Origin of the sequence: Alkanindiges hydrocarboniclasticus, assembly GCF_001982605.1 — a bacterium.
Classification (GTDB): Bacteria; Pseudomonadota; Gammaproteobacteria; order Pseudomonadales; family Moraxellaceae; genus Alkanindiges; species Alkanindiges hydrocarboniclasticus.
This window is the reverse complement of sequence record NZ_MLCN01000008.1, coordinates 277,376-298,559: the sequence shown is the minus strand read 5'-3', so window position 1 is coordinate 298,559 and position 21,184 is coordinate 277,376. Positions and strand designations below refer to the sequence as shown.

General features: G+C 44.2%; 19 protein-coding genes and 1 riboswitch. Of the genes, 9 read left to right on the top strand and 10 right to left on the bottom strand.

Annotated elements, in window-relative coordinates; all coding sequences use genetic code 11:
* The 6 genes from BKE30_RS04550 to BKE30_RS04525 all read right to left on the bottom strand — a co-directional run.
* Positions 1 to 1,237: capsular polysaccharide export protein, LipB/KpsS family (locus tag BKE30_RS04550; RefSeq protein WP_076877443.1), on the bottom strand; the 1,237-nt coding region annotated here is incomplete at its 3' end.
* A 13-nt stretch (positions 1,238 to 1,250) separates the two neighbouring features.
* Positions 1,251 to 2,957, bottom strand: a complete 1,707-nt coding sequence (locus tag BKE30_RS04545) for a polysaccharide biosynthesis/export family protein (protein WP_076877442.1) — start codon at positions 2,955 to 2,957, stop codon at positions 1,251 to 1,253.
* Between the two features lie 4 nt (positions 2,958 to 2,961).
* Complete coding sequence (locus BKE30_RS04540) at positions 2,962 to 4,065, bottom strand: capsule biosynthesis protein (protein WP_076877441.1); 1,104 nt, start codon at positions 4,063 to 4,065, stop codon at positions 2,962 to 2,964.
* A complete protein-coding gene (locus BKE30_RS04535) occupies positions 4,046 to 4,714 on the bottom strand; it encodes an ABC transporter ATP-binding protein (RefSeq protein WP_076877440.1) in 669 nt (222 codons plus the stop codon). The genes BKE30_RS04540 and BKE30_RS04535 overlap by 20 nt, the downstream gene beginning before the upstream one ends.
* The gene (locus BKE30_RS04530) at positions 4,711 to 5,523 is read right to left on the bottom strand and encodes an ABC transporter permease (protein ID WP_076877439.1); all 813 of its coding nucleotides are present in this window, start codon (positions 5,521 to 5,523) and stop codon (positions 4,711 to 4,713) included. Before BKE30_RS04530 ends, BKE30_RS04535 begins: the two co-directional genes overlap by 4 nt.
* Before the next feature lie 110 nt (positions 5,524 to 5,633).
* On the bottom strand, positions 5,634 to 7,019 hold the full coding sequence (locus tag BKE30_RS04525) for a Do family serine endopeptidase (RefSeq protein ID WP_076877438.1): 1,386 nt from the start codon (positions 7,017 to 7,019) through the stop codon (positions 5,634 to 5,636).
* Positions 7,020 to 7,276: 257 nt separating this feature from the next.
* Here BKE30_RS04525 and nadB point away from each other — a divergent pair, with 257 nt between their 5' ends.
* Positions 7,277 to 8,908, top strand: a complete 1,632-nt coding sequence (gene nadB / locus BKE30_RS04520) for an L-aspartate oxidase (RefSeq protein WP_076877437.1) — start codon at positions 7,277 to 7,279, stop codon at positions 8,906 to 8,908.
* Positions 8,909 to 8,996: 88 nt separating this feature from the next.
* On the opposite strand, the gene tmk is transcribed toward nadB, so the two are convergent.
* The 3 genes from tmk to pabC form a co-directional block, all read right to left on the bottom strand.
* Positions 8,997 to 9,617, bottom strand: coding sequence for a dTMP kinase (tmk, locus tag BKE30_RS04515; RefSeq protein WP_076877436.1), 621 nt, complete (start codon positions 9,615 to 9,617; stop codon positions 8,997 to 8,999).
* A complete protein-coding gene (gene mltG / locus BKE30_RS04510) occupies positions 9,617 to 10,729 on the bottom strand; it encodes an endolytic transglycosylase MltG (RefSeq protein WP_076877435.1) in 1,113 nt (370 codons plus the stop codon). The genes tmk and mltG overlap by 1 nt, the downstream gene beginning before the upstream one ends.
* A 118-nt stretch (positions 10,730 to 10,847) precedes the next feature.
* Complete coding sequence (pabC, locus tag BKE30_RS04505) at positions 10,848 to 11,666, bottom strand: aminodeoxychorismate lyase (protein WP_076877434.1); 819 nt, start codon at positions 11,664 to 11,666, stop codon at positions 10,848 to 10,850.
* A 200-nt stretch (positions 11,667 to 11,866) separates the two neighbouring features.
* Between pabC and BKE30_RS04500 the strand changes: the two genes are divergently transcribed.
* The 6 genes from BKE30_RS04500 to BKE30_RS04475 all read left to right on the top strand — a co-directional run bounded on the left by BKE30_RS04500 (position 11,867) and on the right by BKE30_RS04475 (position 17,567).
* Positions 11,867 to 12,889: a sulfate ABC transporter substrate-binding protein gene (locus BKE30_RS04500; protein ID WP_076877433.1), complete on the top strand. Its 1,023-nt coding sequence runs from the start codon at positions 11,867 to 11,869 to the stop codon at positions 12,887 to 12,889.
* A 48-nt stretch (positions 12,890 to 12,937) separates the two neighbouring features.
* On the top strand, positions 12,938 to 13,606 hold the full coding sequence (locus BKE30_RS04495; protein WP_076877475.1) for an RBBP9/YdeN family alpha/beta hydrolase: 669 nt from the start codon (positions 12,938 to 12,940) through the stop codon (positions 13,604 to 13,606).
* A gap of 20 nt (positions 13,607 to 13,626) precedes the next feature.
* Positions 13,627 to 14,472 (top strand): sulfate ABC transporter permease subunit CysT, encoded by an 846-nt coding sequence (gene cysT / locus BKE30_RS04490; RefSeq protein ID WP_076877432.1) that lies wholly within the window; start codon positions 13,627 to 13,629, stop codon positions 14,470 to 14,472.
* The gene (cysW, locus tag BKE30_RS04485) at positions 14,469 to 15,359 is read left to right on the top strand and encodes a sulfate ABC transporter permease subunit CysW (RefSeq protein ID WP_076877431.1); all 891 of its coding nucleotides are present in this window, start codon (positions 14,469 to 14,471) and stop codon (positions 15,357 to 15,359) included. Before cysT ends, cysW begins: the two co-directional genes overlap by 4 nt.
* Before the next feature lie 68 nt (positions 15,360 to 15,427).
* Positions 15,428 to 16,525 (top strand): sulfate/molybdate ABC transporter ATP-binding protein, encoded by a 1,098-nt coding sequence (locus tag BKE30_RS04480; protein ID WP_076877430.1) that lies wholly within the window; start codon positions 15,428 to 15,430, stop codon positions 16,523 to 16,525.
* Positions 16,526 to 16,643: 118 nt separating this feature from the next.
* Complete coding sequence (locus BKE30_RS04475; RefSeq protein WP_076877429.1) at positions 16,644 to 17,567, top strand: CysB family HTH-type transcriptional regulator; 924 nt, start codon at positions 16,644 to 16,646, stop codon at positions 17,565 to 17,567.
* A gap of 110 nt (positions 17,568 to 17,677) precedes the next feature.
* Here BKE30_RS04475 and BKE30_RS04470 read toward each other — a convergent pair whose 3' ends face one another.
* The gene (locus BKE30_RS04470) at positions 17,678 to 18,400 is read right to left on the bottom strand and encodes a hypothetical protein (protein WP_076877428.1); all 723 of its coding nucleotides are present in this window, start codon (positions 18,398 to 18,400) and stop codon (positions 17,678 to 17,680) included.
* Positions 18,401 to 18,740: 340 nt separating this feature from the next.
* Positions 18,741 to 18,820: riboswitch (S-adenosyl-L-homocysteine riboswitch) on the top strand.
* 23 nt (positions 18,821 to 18,843) lie between these two features.
* On the opposite strand from BKE30_RS04470, the gene ahcY reads away from it, so the two are divergent.
* Both ahcY and metF read left to right on the top strand, forming a co-directional pair.
* On the top strand, positions 18,844 to 20,253 hold the full coding sequence (gene ahcY / locus BKE30_RS04465) for an adenosylhomocysteinase (RefSeq protein ID WP_076877427.1): 1,410 nt from the start codon (positions 18,844 to 18,846) through the stop codon (positions 20,251 to 20,253).
* Between the two features lie 84 nt (positions 20,254 to 20,337).
* Positions 20,338 to 21,168: a methylenetetrahydrofolate reductase [NAD(P)H] gene (gene metF, locus BKE30_RS04460; protein ID WP_076877426.1), complete on the top strand. Its 831-nt coding sequence runs from the start codon at positions 20,338 to 20,340 to the stop codon at positions 21,166 to 21,168.
* Positions 21,169 to 21,184: the final 16 nt, after the last annotated feature.

Here is a 21,184-nt window from a genome sequence, read left to right as displayed (position 1 = left end):
TATTGATTTCATATGTTGGATATAATACATAACTAATATAAAATAACTCTAATAAACTTAATTTTCTATATCTTCTACTAATTTCTTTTCTATCATCAGTAAGGCCCCAACCTGCATAAAATGGCTTACCAAGCACGGTAACTTTCAAGTTATAAAATAATGCTTCCATTCCACTTAAAGATGTATAGACATATACATGATCAACACATTCAAAAATATCACCAAGATTAACATCTTCTATTAAAGTACGGACATTATTATATGTTTCTAAGTTCGCCAAATTTTTATAAATCTCGTCAGGATGTGGCTTATATATGATTTCAACATTTTTATGCTCACTATTAACTATATCAATCATGTTTTCAATTGAGTAATCATCAACTCCACCTAAGCGCAATGATGCATCATTTCTACTTTGACCAATTACCAAGATTCTTTTCTTAAGCTTTGGACCCAAAATCTCTTCTATATTATATAAGCTAGGTTTATTGTATTTACTAATTTTTAATATTTTAATTAAATTAATTAAAGCAATAGATTGCTCAATATAGTCATCATAGTTTTCTAGACTTTCAAAATTTAGCAAGTTTTCAACATCTGATGCTTTATAACTATCAAAATATAAACCTAAACTATCAAAAGCCAATGATAATGGGCGGCTATATTCTACACCTAATTGAGCAGAGCGTAAAAAACCATCTTCTACTCTTTTAATAGAAATATTATAATCCCTACAATAACTTAATACGCTTTCATTATGCTGACTACCCCAAATTATCACACTTTGAGGAGTTTTATAAGCATAAATTTTTTCAAGAGCCAACCGAATTTCTTTATCATTATATTTAATAGGGGCAAATAATAAATGGTTATTAGGAAAATAATTTAAAATATACTCTCTTTTCCAATCATTACAATTAAAGATGAGTATAAGAGGTCTATCATTCTCTAAATCTTCTAAAGAAATAAAACTTTCAAACCTAACAACATCAATACCATCTTTAAAATTAAATACTTCATTTACGATAGGTTCAAAACTATTCGGAAAAAACTTACTATCTAAAAAAAATTTCCTTGGGTCTTTCAACAACTTTTTGATTTTTTTATTTTTATTTAAAATACTAAGATTCTCAATTAATTCAGGTAAATCTGCTATGTTTTTTCTGATTTTTTTTAATCTTAAATTAATATCTACTTTACGCTTCCCATGATCAGTAAAAAGGCTAATTAAACTCATGCTACACTTTCCCTTAAAAATCTAAAACAACTTTGGCGGCAATTGCCAATTGATATAAAATTTGTGTTAAACCACGTCCGATTTCCACACTTTTGGTAGAAACTTTAGGCAGTACCATAATTTCATCACCTTGCTTAACCATATAATTAGCGCTTACCAGTTCTGATTCACCATTTTGATGAATAATAATAATCTTGGATTTATTTGATTTTTGGGTATAACCGCCAACCTGTTTAATATAGTCTTTGGCTTTGATCTGAGGCGCCCAGGCTACAGCATTCGGAAACATCACCTCACCATGAATCAGTGTAATAGAAGTTTTTTCCGGTATGCTGACAGTATCTCCCTGCTCCAATATAATACTGTCAAGATTATTCTTATTAAGAATTACCTGGCCTTTAGGTTGTATCTGCCGTGCCTTAGCCACAAACTGTTTGATAAGTTCAGCATCCTTTAAACGCAGTTCTGCTTCTTCACGTGTGGCTGAACGCACTGACAAAGTTGCCTCTTCCAGTTTATCTAGAGAAATATTGAGCATCTCTTTCTGGCGCACTGCTACAGAAGGTCTAAATAACTGTATTGCATCTACTTGAGAAAGGCTATTCGGCTTTATTTGCTGTAAAACCTGTTTTAAGGTTGAACCATAAGGCAATACAATAGCATGCGCACCATTATGCGCCCCTTCTATCCTTACTTGAATCGTGCCCGCATAGCGATCTGCTGTCACAGTGACGACATCACCATCTTGCAACAAGACATTTTGAGCCTGCGCAAGCGTATAGTATTCACTTTTAAATTCTGTGCCTTGCCTGCGCATAATACTAATATTGGTGGCACCAGGTTTCAAGCGGGCAACCGATAATGCTTTAGCTACTGTTAACTCTGGTACATCGAATTCAAAATCGTAAGCGTTATAAACTTCTCCGCCAATGGAAAAAGTGTGTTTACGTGGTGCTACTACAATGACGTCACCATCTTTAAAAGCAAAGGGTTGAATTTGACCAGCTAGCAAAAAATCGTAAAGATTAACATATTGCATAATTCGACCATTCCGTAGGATCTCTACATCGACATAGCTGCCGCGTTCTGAATCAACACCTCCTGCCCGGTCAAGATAAGCAAGCACTGAGTCAGAAGATACCCCGCCATAAGAGCCTGGCTGAGTTACTGACCCTGTAACCAGAACTTTGACCGGCTGTGCCTGCTCCAAGGCTGCATAGACGCCAACGTTGGAAACATATACCCGGCGAACAGCTTGCTGAACAATATTTTGCAGTTGACCATTATTAACACCCGCAACTTTTAACGGTCCAACATTAGGAATGAAAATATTGCCTTGTGGATCTACAGTAAGTGTACCCGCAAATTGATAAGCACCCCATAAGCGCAATTGAATGTTATCCCCAGGATTAATCATATAACTGGAATTAAAAGTACTTCCGGAGCTACTGGCAAAAGCACCTTTAAACAGCTGCGCACCAAACATATGACTATCAGTATTATTAATAGATGGAGAGGTATTGCCCATATTAATGATTGAATTAGAAGGCAACATGGTTGCAGCAGCCACAGAATTTGCTTCATTATTTTGGGTTTGATAAGCAGGGTTATTGCTTAAATTGCTTGCTACCCCAAGATCTTCAGGTAAATAGTTATTTACAGCGGCAAAGCCGGAGCTGCCAACACAGGAGATTGCCATCAACAAAGCTAATTTTTTCATTGTATTACTCCTGATGCTCACGAATGACTGAAGCAATAAGCTGCCCGATACCAAATAAAACGGTAAGTATAAAAAACGCCGATAATAAAATATAACCGCGACGTGGATAGTAAGCATCCTGTGCCAATTGAGGACTGGTAATTACGATTACATTTTTAAGCTTACGTACTGCCTCTAATCGAGCTTTTTCTAATGAACCTAGAGATATTTTATAAAGATCAGTATTAAATTCTACCTGAGCTTTAAGAGCTTCGAAATCAGCTGCCCGACTATTAAGCTTATTTCCAGCGCTTTTAGAGGTAAGCTTTGATTTTTCAAGATTAATTTGTTGCTCTAATGCAATTATTTGGCTGCGAACCGCTATGACCTGTGGGGCATCTGGATTTAAATAGCTTAACAACATACGCTCTTCTGTACGTAATTGTGCCAAATTTGACTCTAGCCCTGTTACTAATTGTGCTACCGCCAGAGCTTGCGTTTGGGGATCAAACATTTGATTCTGATTTTGATAGTTTAATAGTCGAGTTCGTGCCATTGAAAGTTGTGAAGTAGCTTCATTAAGTTGATCTTGCGCAAATACAAGCTGGTCTTTAGCAATTCTTTGTGAAACATTATTAATGAATTGCTCACTTTGTGACAAAATGGCTTTATTTAATTTTAATGAAAATTCAGGCGAAAATCCTTGAGTGACTACCTTTAACATCATGGTTTTTTCATCAAGATTCACTTGAACACGTTTATTAAAATAATTCACCAATGTCTCTACAGAAGCATTGGCTGGCAGTTGAAAAATAGGATCAGAACCATCCCCCTTGAACTCATCAATCAAGTTTAGCTCTTTATTAAGCTGATAAATCATATCTGGTGATTGAATATATGCTTTTAGGAATTGGGCATCTTCTGCACTTGTATTATTTACACCTAAGAGCGCCCCTAAACCATTTGTTTGTTCAATTCCAACCTGCCCCACCTGCTTAACGATCACAACCGAAGTTGAAACATAACGATCTTTTGCCAAAGTAAAAAGGTAAAAACTGATAGTAAGCAGAGGTATTAATACTACTGAAAAATAGATTAACCAAATACGGTTATTTTTTAGCAAGCGCATATTGTTTATATACCTCTACCGCTTCTTCAACGTTTTCATAAAATATAGCCTCACCATTCATTACCACTATACCCACATCACAATTACGTGGTAAATCCTTCAAATTATGTGATACCATAATAATGTTGGCATTTTTTTTCAAATTATCCAGAAATATCTGACTCTTAGCTCTAAAACTTGCATCACCTACTGCCCCCGCCTCATCAAGAAGATAATAATCAAAATCAAATGCCATACTTAAACCAAAACCTATTCTTGCACGCATACCTGAAGAATAACTCTTAATAGGCATATCAAAATATTTACCTAACTCCGCAAAATCCTCAACAAAATCAACTTTATTATTAACTTCGCTTTCTGGAACATAGAGGCGTGATACAAACTTTACGTTTTGTCGACCTGTTAAACTGCCCTGAAAACCTCCTGCCATTCCCACAGGCCACGAGATAGAAGCATTCGTGAGAACTTTACCTGAATCAGGATGATCAATACCACCAATAATACGTAGCAAAGTACTTTTTCCAGCACCATTTTTACCAAGCAAAGCTACACTTTTATTTTCAGGCAATACAGCATTCAAGTTTTTAAACACATAGTGACGACCTTTTGGAGTTACATATGACTTGGTTAAGTTTTCAAGTATAATCATTTTGTCTTTAACATTATCCTTTCGCGAGATTTATAACTTAATAAACCTACAAATAAGACTATAATTGTGCTATAAATTAGATATCTTAAAGAGATAAAATTTATAGAATAATCTGGATTAATAGTATGACGCATGTACTCTAGACCATGCACAATAGGATTCCATAAAATATAGACATGATACTGTACTGGAATGGTATTTACTGAATACATCACAGCAGATAAAAAATATAAAATGAAAAAAAACGATTTAACAAATTTAGCCAGCTCTTCAGATAAATCTCCCAAAACAGCCATGATTAATGAGAAGCCTAGAGAGAATATCAATAAAATAAGCCAACAACCCAATAATGCAGGAATATTACTAAAGCTAATCTCATCTCCTGCATATACTAAAGCAAAGAGAAAGATAAAAAATACTATAAAATAAAGAATGCCTTCCAATAAAACTCTAGCTATAACTGCATCTATAGGTTTTACGGATCTATATATAAATAAGCCTTTATTACTAGAAACCGCCCCCATAGATTTAGTAGCTGACCTCATTACCATCAGAAAAGGTAAAACCCCACATATGAGAAACAAAGAGTAGCTCATAGAAGGAATAGCCCTCTGCATAATAGAGCCGAAAAGCACAAGCTTAGTTCCTACTAACAGACCAGGCTCTAAAATTGCCCACAAATATCCAAGACGATAATGCCCAAATCGAGTCTGCAGCTCGCGTAAAAATAAGGCCCGAATAGCAGCATATTGCACTGCTAAACCACCACGCGGTTTTAGCGGCAGCGGACGGTCGATAATTTCAGTCATGGAAATAAAAAGATTAACCCAAATTCATATGTCTATTGTGACATAAGCACAAAATACATTTATTAACATTTTGTACAAAAGAGGAGAAATACCCCTCTTTTGTATTTTCTTTACTCTACCCTTAATCCAACAATCGCTGGCACACCATCGCGCTGAATAGCAACACGGACTACACGGTTTAATGGCAAGTTACGAATCACATTTAACAAGGCTACTGCATTTGGAGTCTCTGTATTATTTAAACGGGTGATTACATCACCCGGCAATAAACCGGCGTGGGCAGCCAATCCGCCCGGTAATACATCAGTAATTACAACGCCTTTTACTTTGAGACTCTGGGTTTCAGCGGGAGTTAAGTCACGCAATTGCATGCCCAGCGAAGGCCCTTTCCCCTGATCAGTTTTCATGCTTTCAGCGGCTGGTGTGTCATCAGGCGCACTGGTTAACATGGCGCTTAGGGATAACTGTTTATTGTTGCGTTGCACCACCATAGTTGCCGTCTGGTTTGGGCGTGTGCGATTAATCAGGTTAATTAAATCTGTAGTGCGATTAATCGTGGTGCCATTGTAGGCAAGGATAATATCCCCGGCTTTCAAACCCGCCTTGCTGGCAGGGGTATCTTCCGATACCTGCGTTACCAGCGCCCCTTCTGGACGTGACAGCTCATATGCTTCGGCAAGGTTACGGTCAATATCCTGTAACATGACGCCCAGATAAGCCCGCGACACCTTGCCGGTTTTAATAATCTGGTTGGCAACGTCCATGGCCACATCAATGGGAATTGAAAACGACAAACCCATGTAGCCACCAGTGCCACTAAAAATCCGTGAGTTAATACCCACTACCTCACCCTGCTGGTTAAATAGGGGACCCCCTGAATTACCCGGGTTTAAGGCCACATCGGTTTGAATAAAAGGTACGGCATTTTCACGCGACATGGTGCGTGATTTTGCACTTACAATCCCGGCAGAAGCGGAATAATCAAAGCCAAACGGTGAGCCAATAGCCAGTACAGGTTCACCCACTTTTAAGCGGTTCGCATCGCCTGTACGCAAGGCTGGAAAATCACTGCCTTTAACTTTTAGCACGGCTACATCAGTACGGGCATCACTTCCGACCAGTTCGGCATCAATCTCACGGCGGTCATTTAAAGTAATAGTGACCTTGCTGGCATCGCTAACAACATGGTGGTTAGTAAGCAAATAGCCATCTTTGGTAATGAAAAAAGCACTACCATAGGCACTTTGCTCCTGTGGTATGCGCTGATTGGGAATCTGGATATTATTGCCAAAAAAACGGCGAAGCAGCTCAGGCATTTGTTGTTGTAATAATTCTTCCTGACTCAGCTTTTTGGAAACGTTCACGCGAACAACCGCAGGGCTAACTGTCTGAACTAATGATGAGAAATCAACAGGAGTTGCCGCTATGCCGGACTGACTAACGACAATGGAACATACTGCTGCAAAAATACCCTGTTGAACGTATTTCATACTCATTGACTGCCTTCCTAGTGAGTCTATGTAATCCGAAAAGTAGTTAAATGTTTTAACAGACTTTTTATGGATTTTCTGTTAGCAATCGTTTCAGTTTTGGCTAAATAACGGCTTTAATTGAAATTATGTAGAAAATGTGAAATTTCATACAGTTAAATCTGTATTTCCAATCATAAATTTTTGCTTAAAAAGCTTGCGTTTTTAATCATTTTGGCGTGTTATTCGCCTCTGTTTTTTTAATATATTTCAGGCCTTTTACAATGCCCGACCAGAGCCATGCATCTGTTTATGATGTGATCATTGTAGGTAGTGGTGCAGCAGGTTTAACACTTGCCTTGTCATTGCCAACTCATCTTAAAGTTGCTGTGCTGGCAAAATCAGTCCTGACAGAAGCCAGCACCTATTATGCCCAGGGCGGTGTGGCAGCAGTTCTGGATGAAACAGATTCGGTAGAACAGCATGTTGAAGATACCCTGATTGCTGGTGCCTATTTATGTCACCACGATGCTGTGGCATTTACGGTAGAACATGGCCGTGATGCGGTTAATTTTCTACTGGAACAAGGCGTACGCTTTACGCTGGATGAAGCAGAACAACTGCATTTAACCCGTGAAGGTGGCCACTCCCAGCGCCGGATTATTCATGCAGCGGATGCTACTGGCATGGCAATTTCAACCACGCTGGTTAAGCGGGTACGTGAATGCAAGCATGTGACCTTGCTTGAAAACTATGCGGCCATTGATGTCATTACTACCCAGCGTCTGGGTTTAGGTCTGGAAGACAGTAACCGTGTTGCTGGCCTATATGTGCTGAACATTCATACCGAGCAGGTTGAAACCCTACTAGCACCGTTTGTGGCCCTGGCTTGCGGAGGTGCCAGCAAAGCTTATCTGTACACTTCCAACCCAGATATTGCGACCGGAGACGGTATTGCAATGGCATGGCGTGCAGGCTGCCGGGTGGCTAATCTGGAATTTAACCAGTTTCACCCTACCTGCCTGTACCATCCGCAGGCCCGTTCTTTTCTGATTACAGAAGCCATGCGTGGAGAAGGCGCTTATTTGCGCTTGCCGGATGGTGAGCGCTTTATGCAGCGTTTCCATGAAAGTGCTGAACTGGCCCCGCGTGATATTGTGGCACGTGCTATTGACTATGAAATGAAACGGCTGGGTATCCGCCATGTGTGGCTGGATATTACCCATCAGCCGGAAGACTTTGTAAAATCCCACTTCCCGACCCTGTATGAGCGCCTGCTGGAGCTGGGCATTGATATTACCAAGGACATGATTCCGGTAGTTCCAGCGGCGCATTACACCTGTGGCGGGGTAATGGTCGATAGTCATAGCCAGACCGATATTGCCGGTTTATATGCGATTGGTGAGACTTCATTCACCGGATTGCATGGTGCTAACCGGATGGCCAGTAATTCTCTGCTGGAATGCTTTGTGTACGGTATGAGTGCTGCACGGCATATTGCCCAGTTGCATCCGGATACGCCTACTATTAACCATGTGCCAGACTGGGATGCATCCAAAGTCCAAAACCCGGATGAAGACGTGGTAATTTTGCAAAACTGGGATGAGCTACGCAGCTTTATGTGGAACTATGTGGGTATTGTACGCACTACCAAGCGCCTGCAACGTGCCCTAAACCGGATTGAATTGCTCAAGCGGGAAATTGAAGATTATTATCAGGGTTATGTTATTACCAAAAACCTGATTGAATTACGCAATCTGGTGCTGGTTTCAGAGATGATTGTACGCTGCGCCTTACAGCGCCATGAGTCACGTGGCCTGCACTATACGCTGGACTATCCGGACACTTCGAATGAAATTCGCGATACCGTGCTGCTACCACCGGGCTTTGTAGCCCAGTCTCCTATTGTAGTGTGAAGGCAGGCTACATCGTAACTTTCTATAGAATTTACAGGTAAATATAAAGGCAGACCCAGTTTTGCCTTTATATTTTTGTCTCTACACTTTAGCTGGATGACAATGTGGTTTTTTGTTTGAGCACAGCAATGGCTTGTTCCAGAATTTGTGCTGGGGTCTGGCTGGCATCCAGTTGTACAAAACGCTTCGGCTCTGCATTCGCCCGGTTTTGGTAGGATGCACGTACTTTTTGAAAAAATTCCAGTTTTTCCTGCTCAAACCGATCTAGGGCACCGCGCTTGCGCGCACGTTGCATGCCAAGCTCTACCGGTGCATCCAGCCAGAAGGTAATATGTGGCATTACGGGTACAAATTGCTGGCGCAATAGCTCAATGGTTTGTACATTCAAGCCGCGGCCGCCACCCTGATAGGCAAAACTGGCATCAACAAAACGGTCACTCAGCACCCACCGGCCTGCATTCAATGCGGGTTGAATGACCTGTGCAATATGCTGGGCACGGGCCGCAAAGATCAGTAAAAGCTCGCAGTTTTCACTCATGGCTTCATCCTGCGGGCTAAGCAGCAACTCACGGATTTGTTCAGCCAGCGGTGTACCGCCGGGTTCACGGGTGAGTAGAATATCCTTACCCTGTTGCTGCAAATAATCAGCCAGACTTTTAATCAGGGTAGTTTTGCCTACTCCTTCTGTGCCTTCAAAACTTATGAACATTAAGGGCTGACTCCGGCTGAATTGGCATTGGCCGCCCGTTTCTGGCGCAAGACTTTCAGGTAATTGGCCACAGCCTGATTGTGCTGCTCCAGTGAACTGCTAAACACATGCCCGCCTGTGCCAGTCGCCACAAAGTACAGGCTGTTACCGGCTGCCGGATGCAGTGCGGCTTCAATGGAGGCCTTGCTGGGTAATGCAATTGGTGTTGGCGGCAAGCCATCAATGGTATACGTGTTGTAGGGCGTTGGCGTGAGCAAATCCTGACGGCGAATATTGCCTTTATAATTGTCACCCATGCCATAAATTACTGTCGGGTCGGTTTGCAGACGCATGCCTATCTTTAGGCGGCGGACAAACACTCCGGCTACGTCCTGTCGCTCGCTGGGCACACCTGTTTCCCGTTCAACGATGGAAGCCATAATCAGGGCTTCATAGGCATTTTTATACGGCAGGTTGGGCGCACGCTTTTGCCAGGCCTCATCCACAATCTTTTTCTGGGTGCGGTACAAGTGCTTTAAAATGGCTGCGTCAGTTTCACCCTTGGCAAAATAATAGGTATCCGGTGCAAACCATCCCTCAGGATGTGGCTGGTTAATCTCCAGCTTTTTCAGCATTTGCTGGGTATCCAGACCTTTTAAGGTATGGGTTACATTGGGGTCGCTATCCAGACGTTTACGGAGCTGGGCAAAGGTAGTGCCTTCAATCACCAGCACACGATTCATCTGCGCCAGCTTGCCATTACTCAGCATTTGCAGCAATTGCTGAACAGTTGTGCCTTGTTGAATTTCATAAACACCGGCTTTTAAGGTGTCATGGATAAACAGGCGCTGATAAATTTTAGCCATGACCGGCACCCGAATCTGGCCTTTTTCACTAAGCTCTGCAATTAAGCCTGAATAGGTTTGGCCCTGTTTGATATTTAGCATCTGGCTCTGGCTGCGCATGGGAATTTCACGCCAAAGTCCCTGCCATAGCAGCATCCATAGTACCAGTAGGCCTGCAATGGCAGCCACTACCAGCAAACGTATGCTTTTAGACTGGAGAATACCTGCCCCGGATTTTGCTGCTGTGGTTTTGGGTTTTGCTTTCGTGTTAACAGGACGTTTTGCCATAACCGGTTGATGCTGAACAAAGGTAAGCAAGCATAGCAGAACTTGATGGCAAAATTGAGCAGTTCAGATTAAGCCCAACCCAACCTGCTGATTAAATCAGCAACAGTCTGAGGAAATTTTAATAAGACAAACCATGCAGCTTCTGCTTTAACTGCTCCACAGGTTTAGTATTTAAGGGGCGGCTATTTAGGCTTTTTACAGGCACAATGCCACTTAAGGCATTACAAAAAAACAGGGCTTCAATCTGGTCAACCACTGTTTTGGGAATGTGGGTAATAAGATGGGGGATATTGTCGGCCAGCATTTGAGCCAGAATTTCGGCACGCATCACCCCTGCAATACCGGCCTGATCCAGCAAGGGCGTATACCACTTGTCGTCCATGTAAAAAAAGCAATTGCTGTAGACACCTTCTATCAGGTTACCCTGAATATCAGACACCAGCGCTTCAGGCCATGTTGTTGCAGCCAGTTCCTGCCGTAACAAGACCTGCTCCATGCGGTTTAGGGTTTTTAAGCCGGCAATGGCTGGCATCACATGGCCCAAGGTTAGCTGTAATAAACCACTCTCAATAGGCTGTGCTGGTTCAGCAACAACTTCCGGTTTTTCGGCAGGGAAAAACTGGATATAAATATCGGCACTTTGTTCAGGTGGTAAATAGCCACGCTCGCCCAAGCCACGGCTCACAATAATTTTGACGATTCCAAAGGAGCGATCATGGTCTTTGAGGAAGTCCTGAACCTGCTGCTCCAGCACTTCAATATCCAGATTAAAGCCCAGCTGATCGGCACACTGAATCAGCCGCTCGATATGACGCTGCCACAGGCAAAGCTTGCCGTCTTCCAGCCTGATGGTGGTAAAAAAGCCATCACCATATAAAAAAGCACGATCCTGACAGTCAACCTGCTGACAATATTTGCCATTTTTAATACTGATCATGATGCGTCCTCAAACTGGCCATGTTGATGATAACCCTTGCTAGTATTTCCTGAATTCATCTTTCTTTAAATCATATTTTTTCATAAGAAATGCTTTTTTTATTGTTTTTTTATTTGTACAGAAGTTTTTATGCTTATTCCAATCAGTGATGAAAAGCACTGTTCTTCATCTTAAAAAGTGCAAAATTCTGGAGAAATAAAATGGCAATTCGTTTTACCACAAGTTTGACTGCTGGCCTTGCGGCTATTTTGTTCAGTAGCAGTGCTTTGGCAGCGCCTATCAATTTTTTAAATGTGTCTTACGATCCAACCCGCGAACTATACGATGACTTTAATAAGTCTTTTGGGACTTACTGGCAACAAAAAACCGGACAAGAGATTAATTTTCGCCAGTCACATGGTGGCTCCGGCAAGCAGGCCCGCTCGGTTATTGATGGTCTGGAAGCCGATGTGGTAACACTGGCGCTGGCTTCGGATATTGATGCCATTGTTGACAATACATCTTTAATTAAAAACAAAAACTGGCAAAAACAGTTTCCGCAAAATTCTACGCCTTATACCTCCACTATTGTTTTTCTGGTGCGTAAGGGCAATCCAAAGCAGATCAAGGACTGGGGCGATATTGTAAAGCCCGGCGTTGAGATTATTACACCCAACCCAAAAACTTCTGGTGGTGCGCGCTGGAATTATCTGGCGGCTTGGGCTTGGGCCAAACATCAAAAAGGTGGAAATGATACTACAGCGCGTGAATTTGTCCGTCAGGTTTATCAGCACACCAAGGTGCTGGATTCCGGTGCACGTGGCGCCACCACTACTTTTGTTGAACGCGGTATTGGGGATGTGCTGCTGGCCTGGGAAAACGAAGCGTATCTGGCTATTCGTGAGCAGCCGGACAAATTTGAAATCATCACCCCCAGCCTGTCTATTCTGGCAGAACCGCCAGTAGCCATTGTGGACAAGAACGTGGACAAGCATGGCACCCGCAATCTGGCAACCGGCTACCTCAACTATCTGTACTCTCCAGCAGGACAGGAAATTGCAGCCAAAAACTTTTACCGCCCGCGTAATGCGCAAGTTCTCGCCAAATATAAAAACGTGTTCAGGCCGTTAAAGCTGATCACGATAGACAAGGAATTTGGCGGCTGGAGAAAAACCCAGAAGGCACATTTTGACAATAACGGCGTCTTTGACCAGATCGTGGCCCAGAACTCGGGTAAACAGTAGCCAGTCAGGGCTGGATCAAATCAAGAATTGGGCAAGCTTGGGAGTAAGGTGATGAAACGCTTAATTGTTCCGGGTGTTGGTGGTAGTGAAGCGCAACATTGGCAAAGCTGGCTGCAACACGTTCTGCCTGATAGCGAGCGCGTTGAACAGCAAAACTGGCACCAGCCTGTACTGCAACAATGGGTTGCCCAACTGACCAAGGTTGTGCAGCAACAGAACAAGCCGGTGCAGATTGTGGCACATAGTTTTGGCTGCCTGACCAGCGTTGCTGCGCTAAAACAACACCCGGAATTAGCTGATCAAGTGGACTCACTCATTCTGGTTGCGCCTGCCAATCCTGAACGGTTTTCTGCCACTGGTTTGCGCCAATCTGGTCAGGCCAGTATTGCACAGTTGCTACCCAATACATTTGCTGGCAGTACCTTACCAGTCCCTAGCCTGCTGATTGCCAGCCAGACTGATCCATGGCTTGACTTTGAAGCCGCCAAAATACTGGCCAGCCAGTGGCAATCAAGGCTGGTTGATCTGGGCAATGCCGGTCATATCAATGTGGCTGCCAGGTTTGGTACATGGCCACAACTCTTGCCCTATCTTGACCTTTTAACAGCAGGATCAGCCCGTTCACCTTTAGCGCCTGTACGCCAGCCGCTAAACCGTAGTGCCCGAATGCGGGACTTGCCCACCACACAACACTTCCGGTTTTCTCACTCGTTTTAGCAGTTTATTTGAGGTTATTTATGGCAAATGTTAGGGCTAAACAAACCCGCGTCCTGCCAGGTTTTGGGTTATCACTGGGTTTTACCTTATTGTATTTATCGCTGGTGGTACTGGTGCCGTTGTCAGCAGTATTTATCCGTTCACTGGGCATTGGCTGGGATGGCCTGATTGAAATTCTGACTTCTGAGCGAATCCTGAAAGCCTTGCAACTTAGCTTTAGTGCAGCACTGATTGCAGCCCTGGTGAATGTTGTGTTTGGCTTGCTGTTAGCCTGGGTACTGGTACGTTACAGCTTTCCCGGCAAGCGCATTGTGGATGCACTGGTTGACCTGCCCTTTGCCCTGCCAACTGCTGTGGCAGGTATTGCCCTGACCACACTATATTCCAAAAATGGCTGGCTGGGTCAATACCTTGAACCGCTGGGCATTCAGATTGCCTATACCAGCCTTGGCATTACCCTTGCCCTGATTTTTATTGGCCTGCCTTTTGTGGTACGTACTGTGCAACCAGTATTGGCTGATCTGGAAACTGAACTGGAAGAAGCAGCAACGGCTTTGGGTGCTTCGCGTCTGCAAACCATCACCAAGGTGATTTTTCCCATTCTTTTTCCGGCATTGCTCACTGGCTTTGCACTGGCATTTGCCCGTGGCGTAGGTGAATACGGATCAGTAATTTTTATTGCCGGTAACCAGCCATTTAAAACTGAAATTGCACCTTTACTGATTATTTCGCGGCTTGAAGAGTATGACTATGCCGGTGCAACCACCATTGCTGTGGTCATGCTGGTGATTTCATTTGCATTGTTACTACTGATTAACTTTTTACAGGCTTGGGCCAGTCGCCGTACCGGAAGGGTTGCATCATGAGTTTATCTATTACTAGTGGGAATGCCCTGTCAGACCGCTTGCAATCACGTGATGCCACCCGTGAATCGCCGCTGGTGCGCTATATCGTGTTAACCATTAGCCTGATTTTCTTTGCAAGCTGCCTGTTATTACCCCTGATTCTGGTATTTGTTGAAGCCTTTAAACAGGGCATCGAGGTGTATTTTCATGCGCTGATCGACCCAGATACCTTGGCAGCAGTCAAACTCACCCTGCTCACGGCAGCCATTGCGGTGCCTGTGAATGTGATTTTTGGGATTGCGGCTGCATGGAGTGTGGCCAAGTTCAGGTTTCGTGGCAAATCCATTTTAACCACCTTAATTGACCTGCCATTTTCGGTATCGCCAGTCATTGCCGGTTTAATGCTGGTGCTGCTGTTTGGGGCACAAGGCTGGTTTGGGGAAACCCTGCGGGATCATGACATTCAGATTTTGTATGCAGTGCCGGCCATTGTACTGGCTACGGTATTTATCACGGTTCCCTTTGTTGCACGCGAGCTGATTCCACTGATGGAAGCGCAAGGCACCGAAGAAGAGGAAGCAGCCATTGTGCTGGGTGCCAACGGCTGGCAAACCTTCTGGCATGTCACTTTGCCCAACATTAAATGGGGCCTGCTGTATGGCGTGATTTTGTGTAATGCACGGGCTATGGGTGAATTTGGCGCGGTGTCAGTGGTGTCTGGTCATATTCGCGGTGAAACCAATACCCTGCCGCTGCATGTCGAAATTTTATACAACGAGTATACCTTTAGCGCCGCGTTTGCCGTGTCGTCCCTGTTGGCCTTACTGGCGATTTTGACCCTGATTCTTAAGGTATGGATTGAATCGCGCAGCAGTCAGCAAGATAACCGCACCGATTCCACCGCCTAAATCCCGCTTACTTCGATAGTCCATTTTCGACACCCCATTTTTCGATACCAAATTATAGGACACAAGCCATGAGCATTCAGGTTAAAAATATTGATAAACAGTTTGGCAGTTTTCATGCCCTAAACAACATTAGCCTCGATTTTCCCGAAGGTGAACTGGTGGCGCTGCTGGGGCCTTCCGGTTGTGGCAAGACCACCCTGCTGCGTATTATTGCCGGGCTGGAATCAGCCGATGGCGGACAAATCCTGCTGGAAGGTGAAGATGCCACCGATACCCATGTGCGCCATCGTCAGGTGGGTTTTGTGTTCCAGCACTATGCCCTGTTCCGCCACATGACCGTATTTGACAATGTGGCCTTCGGCTTACGTGTACGCCCCCGTAAAACCCGTCCTGTTGAGGCGGAAATCAAAAAACGGGTCAGTAAGCTGCTTGATCTGGTGCAACTGGGTTTTCTGGCAGACCGTTTTCCCGCCCAGTTATCCGGTGGCCAGCGTCAGCGGATTGCCTTGGCACGCGCCCTTGCCGTAGAACCACGCGTGTTATTGCTGGATGAACCATTTGGTGCGCTTGATGCCAAGGTACGTAAAGAACTGCGTCGCTGGTTGCGTAGCCTGCATGATGAACTACACATTACCTCAATTTTTGTCACGCATGATCAGGAGGAAGCACTGGAAGTAGCCGACCAGATTGTGGTGATGAACAAAGGCAATATTGAACAAATTGGTAGCCCGCGTGAGGTTTATGACCATCCCGCCACTCCGTTTGTCTTTGACTTTTTAGGACAGGCCAACCGGCTGGAAGGCCAGCGGCAAGGCAACCGTGTGATATTTTCTGACGACCAGCTGGTGTTACCCCAACATTATCAGCATCCACAGTCCCAGCATGAACCATCTCAGGCTAATAGCCAGAACAATGTCATTGTATTTGCCCGGCCCAATGAGCTACACATTCATACACAAGCGCCTGCCGAGCCAAGTTTGCAGGCCAAGGTTATTCGTGATGTCTGGCTAGCCGGACAAATCCGGATAGAACTACAGGACAGGCAAGGCCGCTTGCTTGAAGTGGCCCTCACGCAGGAACAACAACTCAACCTGACGTTGCAACCGGGGCAAACTGTCTGGGTGACAGCCAGCAACCTGCATCTTTTTAATGGTTATGCCGCTTAATTCGATTTGATGCCAAGCCATAGTGCTTTATGATTCAGGCGTTCATCAGCGCCTGTTTTCCTATTTATTGCAGTTTCAAGTGCAGCATAACGTATAGAAAATCTGGAGATTAACGATAATGAATTTTCAACAATTACGGATTATCCGCGAAACAGTACGCCAGAATTTTAACCTGACTGATGCCTCAAATGCCCTGTTTACCTCACAATCTGGTGTCAGCAAACACATCAAGGATCTTGAAGATGAACTGGGCGTGCAACTTTTTATCCGTAAAGGCAAGCGCATCCTTGGCCTGACAGAACCCGGCCAATCTTTGCTGGGCATTGTCGAACGCATGCTGCGTGATGCCGATAATATTAAACGGCTTTCTGATGATTTTAACCGGGTGGATCAGGGTGAACTGATTATTGCGACCACGCACACGCAGGCACGTTATATCCTGCCGCCAATTGTGGCCAAGTTTAAAAAAGCCTTTCCCAAGGTTCACCTGATTTTACAGCAGGCCAGCCCGGTTGAGATTACGGAAATGCTAATGCACGGCGAAGCAGATATTGGCATTGCGACCGAATCCCTAACGCAAGAAGAAAGTCTGGCCAGCGTGCCCTATTACCACTGGTATCACAGCATTATTACCCCACAGGGCCATCCGTTATCGCAGCAGCAAACCGTTACACTGGATGAACTGGCACAGTGGCCACTGATTACCTATCACGGTGGATTTACCGGACGCTCCAAAATTGATGCAGCATTTGCCAATGCCAGCCTAACCCCTGATATTGTTATGTCTGCACTGGATGCCGATGTGATTAAAACCTATGTCGAACTTGGCATGGGCGTAGGTATTGTGAACTCCATCGCCTATGATGCAGACCGTGACCGCCGCCTGCATCAATTACAGATTGACCTGTTTGGTGAAAATACTACCTGGATTGCTGTGCGAAAGGGCCATTTGCTGCGTGGTTATGGTTACGAGTTCATTTCCCTATGCTCACCCGAGGCAGATATTAAAGCGTTAAAAAAAGCTGCACAGCCTGAGGTTTAACTTGGGCTTTGTAGCGTTAGACCACCCTACTCACTCAATTGCTTTATATGTTTAAACCATAAAAAAAGCAGACCGAAGTCTGCTTTTTGGTTTTACAGGAGGCCTGTAGATTAGAAGCGGAAGCTCAAACCTACTTTACCAACTGGCATCCACTTGTATTTGTCATCATTGCGGATATCGCGTTCTTCTTCATCCAGAGCAGCACGCAGGGTTTGACCATCGTTACCAAGTGCCAATGGCGTATCAGTGTCTAAATGCACTTCTGGGTTACCATTATAGAATGCACCTACCTGAGCAAACAGGCCAATGCGGCTGGTAATTGATGGAGATACACCAAAGCCGATATAAGGAACGATGTCATTTTTGTAGTTGATACGGCCACGGACATTGGCAGTTGCATTATCAAACTCAGTTCCGTTAATTTTGATATCGCCACGGTTGTTACGGGTACTTACCTTATACTCATTGTCATTGTAAGCAGTACCTAAAGCAACGTGGAACCAGTTACCAAATGGACGAATTTCAGCATTCAGATAAGCAGTGTTGTTGTCCTGTTCCAGATCGTATTCAACACCATTATATTTTACTTCGCCACCTACCAGATCAGCAGCATCACCACCGTTGTAACCCAGCACCAGATCAGTATACTGGTTTACACCGTAAGCAATCGCACCACCGTAACCAGTAGTACCACCCTCAATACGTACAGACGCAGGCTTAAAGAAAGAGAAAGTAGCAATACCTTCATCAGTTACTACTTTTTCATCAGCAAATGCTGGGCTAGTCGCTGCAAGTACAGCAGCAGATACTGCTAAAACACGTAAAGTTTTCATATGATTGCTCCTCAAAGGATTATTACGTCTATCTATCGGTCAAGTGCTATTAAACACAGGTTAAAAAAGAATTTCAGTCACCAAATTCATTATTTTTATAGAGTTTCTGTAAACTTTTGACACAATTTATAAAAAGTGTTTAATTTTCAGTAAGCTATTTTTTATCTTTAGCTATAAGCAAACTTCATAATTCCTGTGTGTTTGTTACGTTGTATCAAGATTATGGCTTAAAAGTGCTTATTTCTCAGCTTTTTAACAAAATCCTCTCGTTTTAAATTATTTATTTGCTTATTTTTTCTGTAAGTCTTGGAACCACTGCAACAATTGCGTAAAATTAGCGGGTCTCGAGGGGTGCTGCAACAGTAAAGTAATATACTGCCAGGCTCGAGCATGTCATTTATTGAACGGCATCCGCGAATTGATTGATCTTAAGGAGATCCCTCATGAACGCGGTTAGTGCGTCTATTCAAAATACCTCCGGATTTACTGATTATAAAGTTGCTGATATTAGTCTAGCCGACTTTGGTCGTAAGGAAATCTCGCTGGCCGAAGCAGAAATGCCAGCGCTGATGGGCCTGCGCCGTCGCTATGCCAGTGAAAAACCACTGGCTGGTGCCAAGATTCTGGGCTGCATTCACATGACTATTCAGACCGCAGTGCTCATTGAAACCCTGATTGATCTGGGTGCTGAAGTACGCTGGACGTCCTGCAATATTTTTTCAACTCAGGATCATGCTGCAGCAGCTATTGCGGCCAGTGGTGTGCCGGTATTTGCCTGGAAAGGTGAAACTGAAGCCGAGTATGAATGGTGTCTGGAACAACAGATTCATGTGAATGGCACGGATGAGTTATGGCCAGCCAACATGATTCTGGATGATGGTGGCGACCTGACCGGTTTAATCCATAAAAAATATCCGCAGCTGCTGGACAACATTCACGGTGTCACTGAGGAAACCACCACTGGTGTAATGCGTCTAATTGAAATGCATCATGCAGGTTCATTAAAAGTACCGGCCATTAATGTGAATGACTCTGTCACCAAATCCAAGAATGACAACAAATACGGCTGCCGTCACTCCCTGAACGATGCCATTAAGCGTGCTACCGACATGCTGTTGTCTGGTCGTCGTGCGCTGGTAATTGGTTATGGCGATGTGGGCAAAGGCTCTGCGCAATCACTGCGTCAGGAAGGCATGATTGTCCGTGTATCTGAAGTTGATCCGATTTGCGCCATGCAAGCCTGTATGGATGGTTATGAGGTGGTTTCTCCCTACAATAATGGTGTTGTTACGGGTAAAGAAGCAGATATTAACCAGGCCTTGCTGGGTTCAACTGATCTGATTGTCACTACCACTGGTAACGACAAGGTATGCGATAGTGCCATGCTAAATACCCTGAAAAAAGGGGCTGTGGTGTGCAACATTGGTCACTTCGATACCGAAATTGATACAGCTTATTTGCGTAACAACTACCGCTGGGACGAAGTGAAGCCACAGGTGCATCAGGTATTCCGCTCTGATGCCAGTGATGACTACTTAATCCTGTTGTCTGAAGGCCGTCTGGTGAATCTGGGTAATGCAACCGGTCACCCTTCCCGCATTATGGATGGTTCGTTTGCCAATCAGGTATTGGCGCAAATGCACCTTTATAAGGAAAAATTTGCTGACTTGCCAGCTGATCAGAAAGCCAGCCATATCCGGGTAGAAGTTCTGCCTAAAAAACTGGATGAAGAAGTAGCGGCTGCCATGGTTGCAGGTTTTGGCGGTGTACTAACCCAGCTGACCCAGTCACAAGCTGATTATCTGGGCGTTCCTGTGGAAGGGCCATTTAAAACTGATAGCTATAAGTACTAATTTTTAAAGATAGCATGCCGCCAGCAGTATTTTGATCTCTGGCGGTTTTTTAAAATCCGTATTTATTTTATCAATGGTTTTGACATGGCAACTTCAATTTCTTTTGAGTTTTTCCCGCCCAAAACTGATGTGGGTGCAGAAAAACTAGTTGTGGTACACCAGGAGCTTCAGCAGCTTAATCCACAATATTTTTCAGTCACCTATGGTGCTGGTGGTTCTACCCGTGAACGTACCTTGTCCACGATTGATGCATTGCATGGTCAGGGTGCGCCTGTAGCGCCTCACCTGTCCTGTATTGGTGATGATAAGGCACGCATTGCTGAACTGCTGGACATTTATAAGGCCAAAGGCATTAACCGTCTGGTGGCACTGCGGGGTGATTTGCCATCTGGTCAGGTTGGCTTGGGCGAACTGCCTTATGCCACTGATCTGGTGCGTTTTATCCGCGATCATTCTGGGGATTATTTTCATATTGAAGTGGCTGCTTATCCAGAAATGCATCCGCAAGCGTCCAGCTTTGATCAGGACATCGAGCGCTTTGCCGGCAAGGTTCGTGCAGGTGCCAATGCTGCCATTACCCAGTTTTTCTTTAATGCAGACAGTTATTTTTATTTTATTGACCGCATTCGACAACTGGGCATTGATACGCCAATCATTCCCGGCATTATGCCCATTACCAATGCCAGCAACCTGATCCGTTTTGCTGATTCAACTGGTGCTGAAATTCCACGCTGGATTCGCAAGCAACTGGCAACCTACGGTGATGATAGTGCCAGCATTCGTGCGTTTGGCCATGATGTGGTGGTTAAGCTATGCCAGCGCCTGATTGAAGGCGGTGCGCCTGCATTGCATTTTTACACCATGAACCAGACTGAACCAAACCGTCAACTGGTGAAGGATCTGGGCTTGGCTTAACACCGGGCCAACCGAC

Excerpts from the sequence above, each read along its gene's own strand:
- BKE30_RS04545 (WP_076877442.1), bottom strand. The coding sequence starts at position 2,957 with ATGAAAAAATTAGCTTTGTTGATGGCAATCTCCTGTGTTGGCAGCTCC.
- BKE30_RS04540 (WP_076877441.1), bottom strand. The coding sequence starts at position 4,065 with ATGCGCTTGCTAAAAAATAACCGTATTTGGTTAATCTATTTTTCAGTA.
- BKE30_RS04535 (WP_076877440.1), bottom strand. The coding sequence starts at position 4,714 with ATGATTATACTTGAAAACTTAACCAAGTCATATGTAACTCCAAAAGGT.
- BKE30_RS04530 (WP_076877439.1), bottom strand. The coding sequence starts at position 5,523 with ATGACTGAAATTATCGACCGTCCGCTGCCGCTAAAACCGCGTGGTGGT.
- BKE30_RS04525 (WP_076877438.1), bottom strand. The coding sequence starts at position 7,019 with ATGAGTATGAAATACGTTCAACAGGGTATTTTTGCAGCAGTATGTTCC.
- nadB (WP_076877437.1), top strand. The coding sequence starts at position 7,277 with ATGCCCGACCAGAGCCATGCATCTGTTTATGATGTGATCATTGTAGGT.
- tmk (WP_076877436.1), bottom strand. The coding sequence starts at position 9,617 with ATGTTCATAAGTTTTGAAGGCACAGAAGGAGTAGGCAAAACTACCCTG.
- mltG (WP_076877435.1), bottom strand. The coding sequence starts at position 10,729 with ATGGCAAAACGTCCTGTTAACACGAAAGCAAAACCCAAAACCACAGCA.
- pabC (WP_076877434.1), bottom strand. The coding sequence starts at position 11,666 with ATGATCAGTATTAAAAATGGCAAATATTGTCAGCAGGTTGACTGTCAG.
- BKE30_RS04500 (WP_076877433.1), top strand. The coding sequence starts at position 11,867 with ATGGCAATTCGTTTTACCACAAGTTTGACTGCTGGCCTTGCGGCTATT.
- cysT (WP_076877432.1), top strand. The coding sequence starts at position 13,627 with ATGGCAAATGTTAGGGCTAAACAAACCCGCGTCCTGCCAGGTTTTGGG.
- cysW (WP_076877431.1), top strand. The coding sequence starts at position 14,469 with ATGAGTTTATCTATTACTAGTGGGAATGCCCTGTCAGACCGCTTGCAA.
- BKE30_RS04480 (WP_076877430.1), top strand. The coding sequence starts at position 15,428 with ATGAGCATTCAGGTTAAAAATATTGATAAACAGTTTGGCAGTTTTCAT.
- BKE30_RS04475 (WP_076877429.1), top strand. The coding sequence starts at position 16,644 with ATGAATTTTCAACAATTACGGATTATCCGCGAAACAGTACGCCAGAAT.
- BKE30_RS04470 (WP_076877428.1), bottom strand. The coding sequence starts at position 18,400 with ATGAAAACTTTACGTGTTTTAGCAGTATCTGCTGCTGTACTTGCAGCG.
- ahcY (WP_076877427.1), top strand. The coding sequence starts at position 18,844 with ATGAACGCGGTTAGTGCGTCTATTCAAAATACCTCCGGATTTACTGAT.
- metF (WP_076877426.1), top strand. The coding sequence starts at position 20,338 with ATGGCAACTTCAATTTCTTTTGAGTTTTTCCCGCCCAAAACTGATGTG.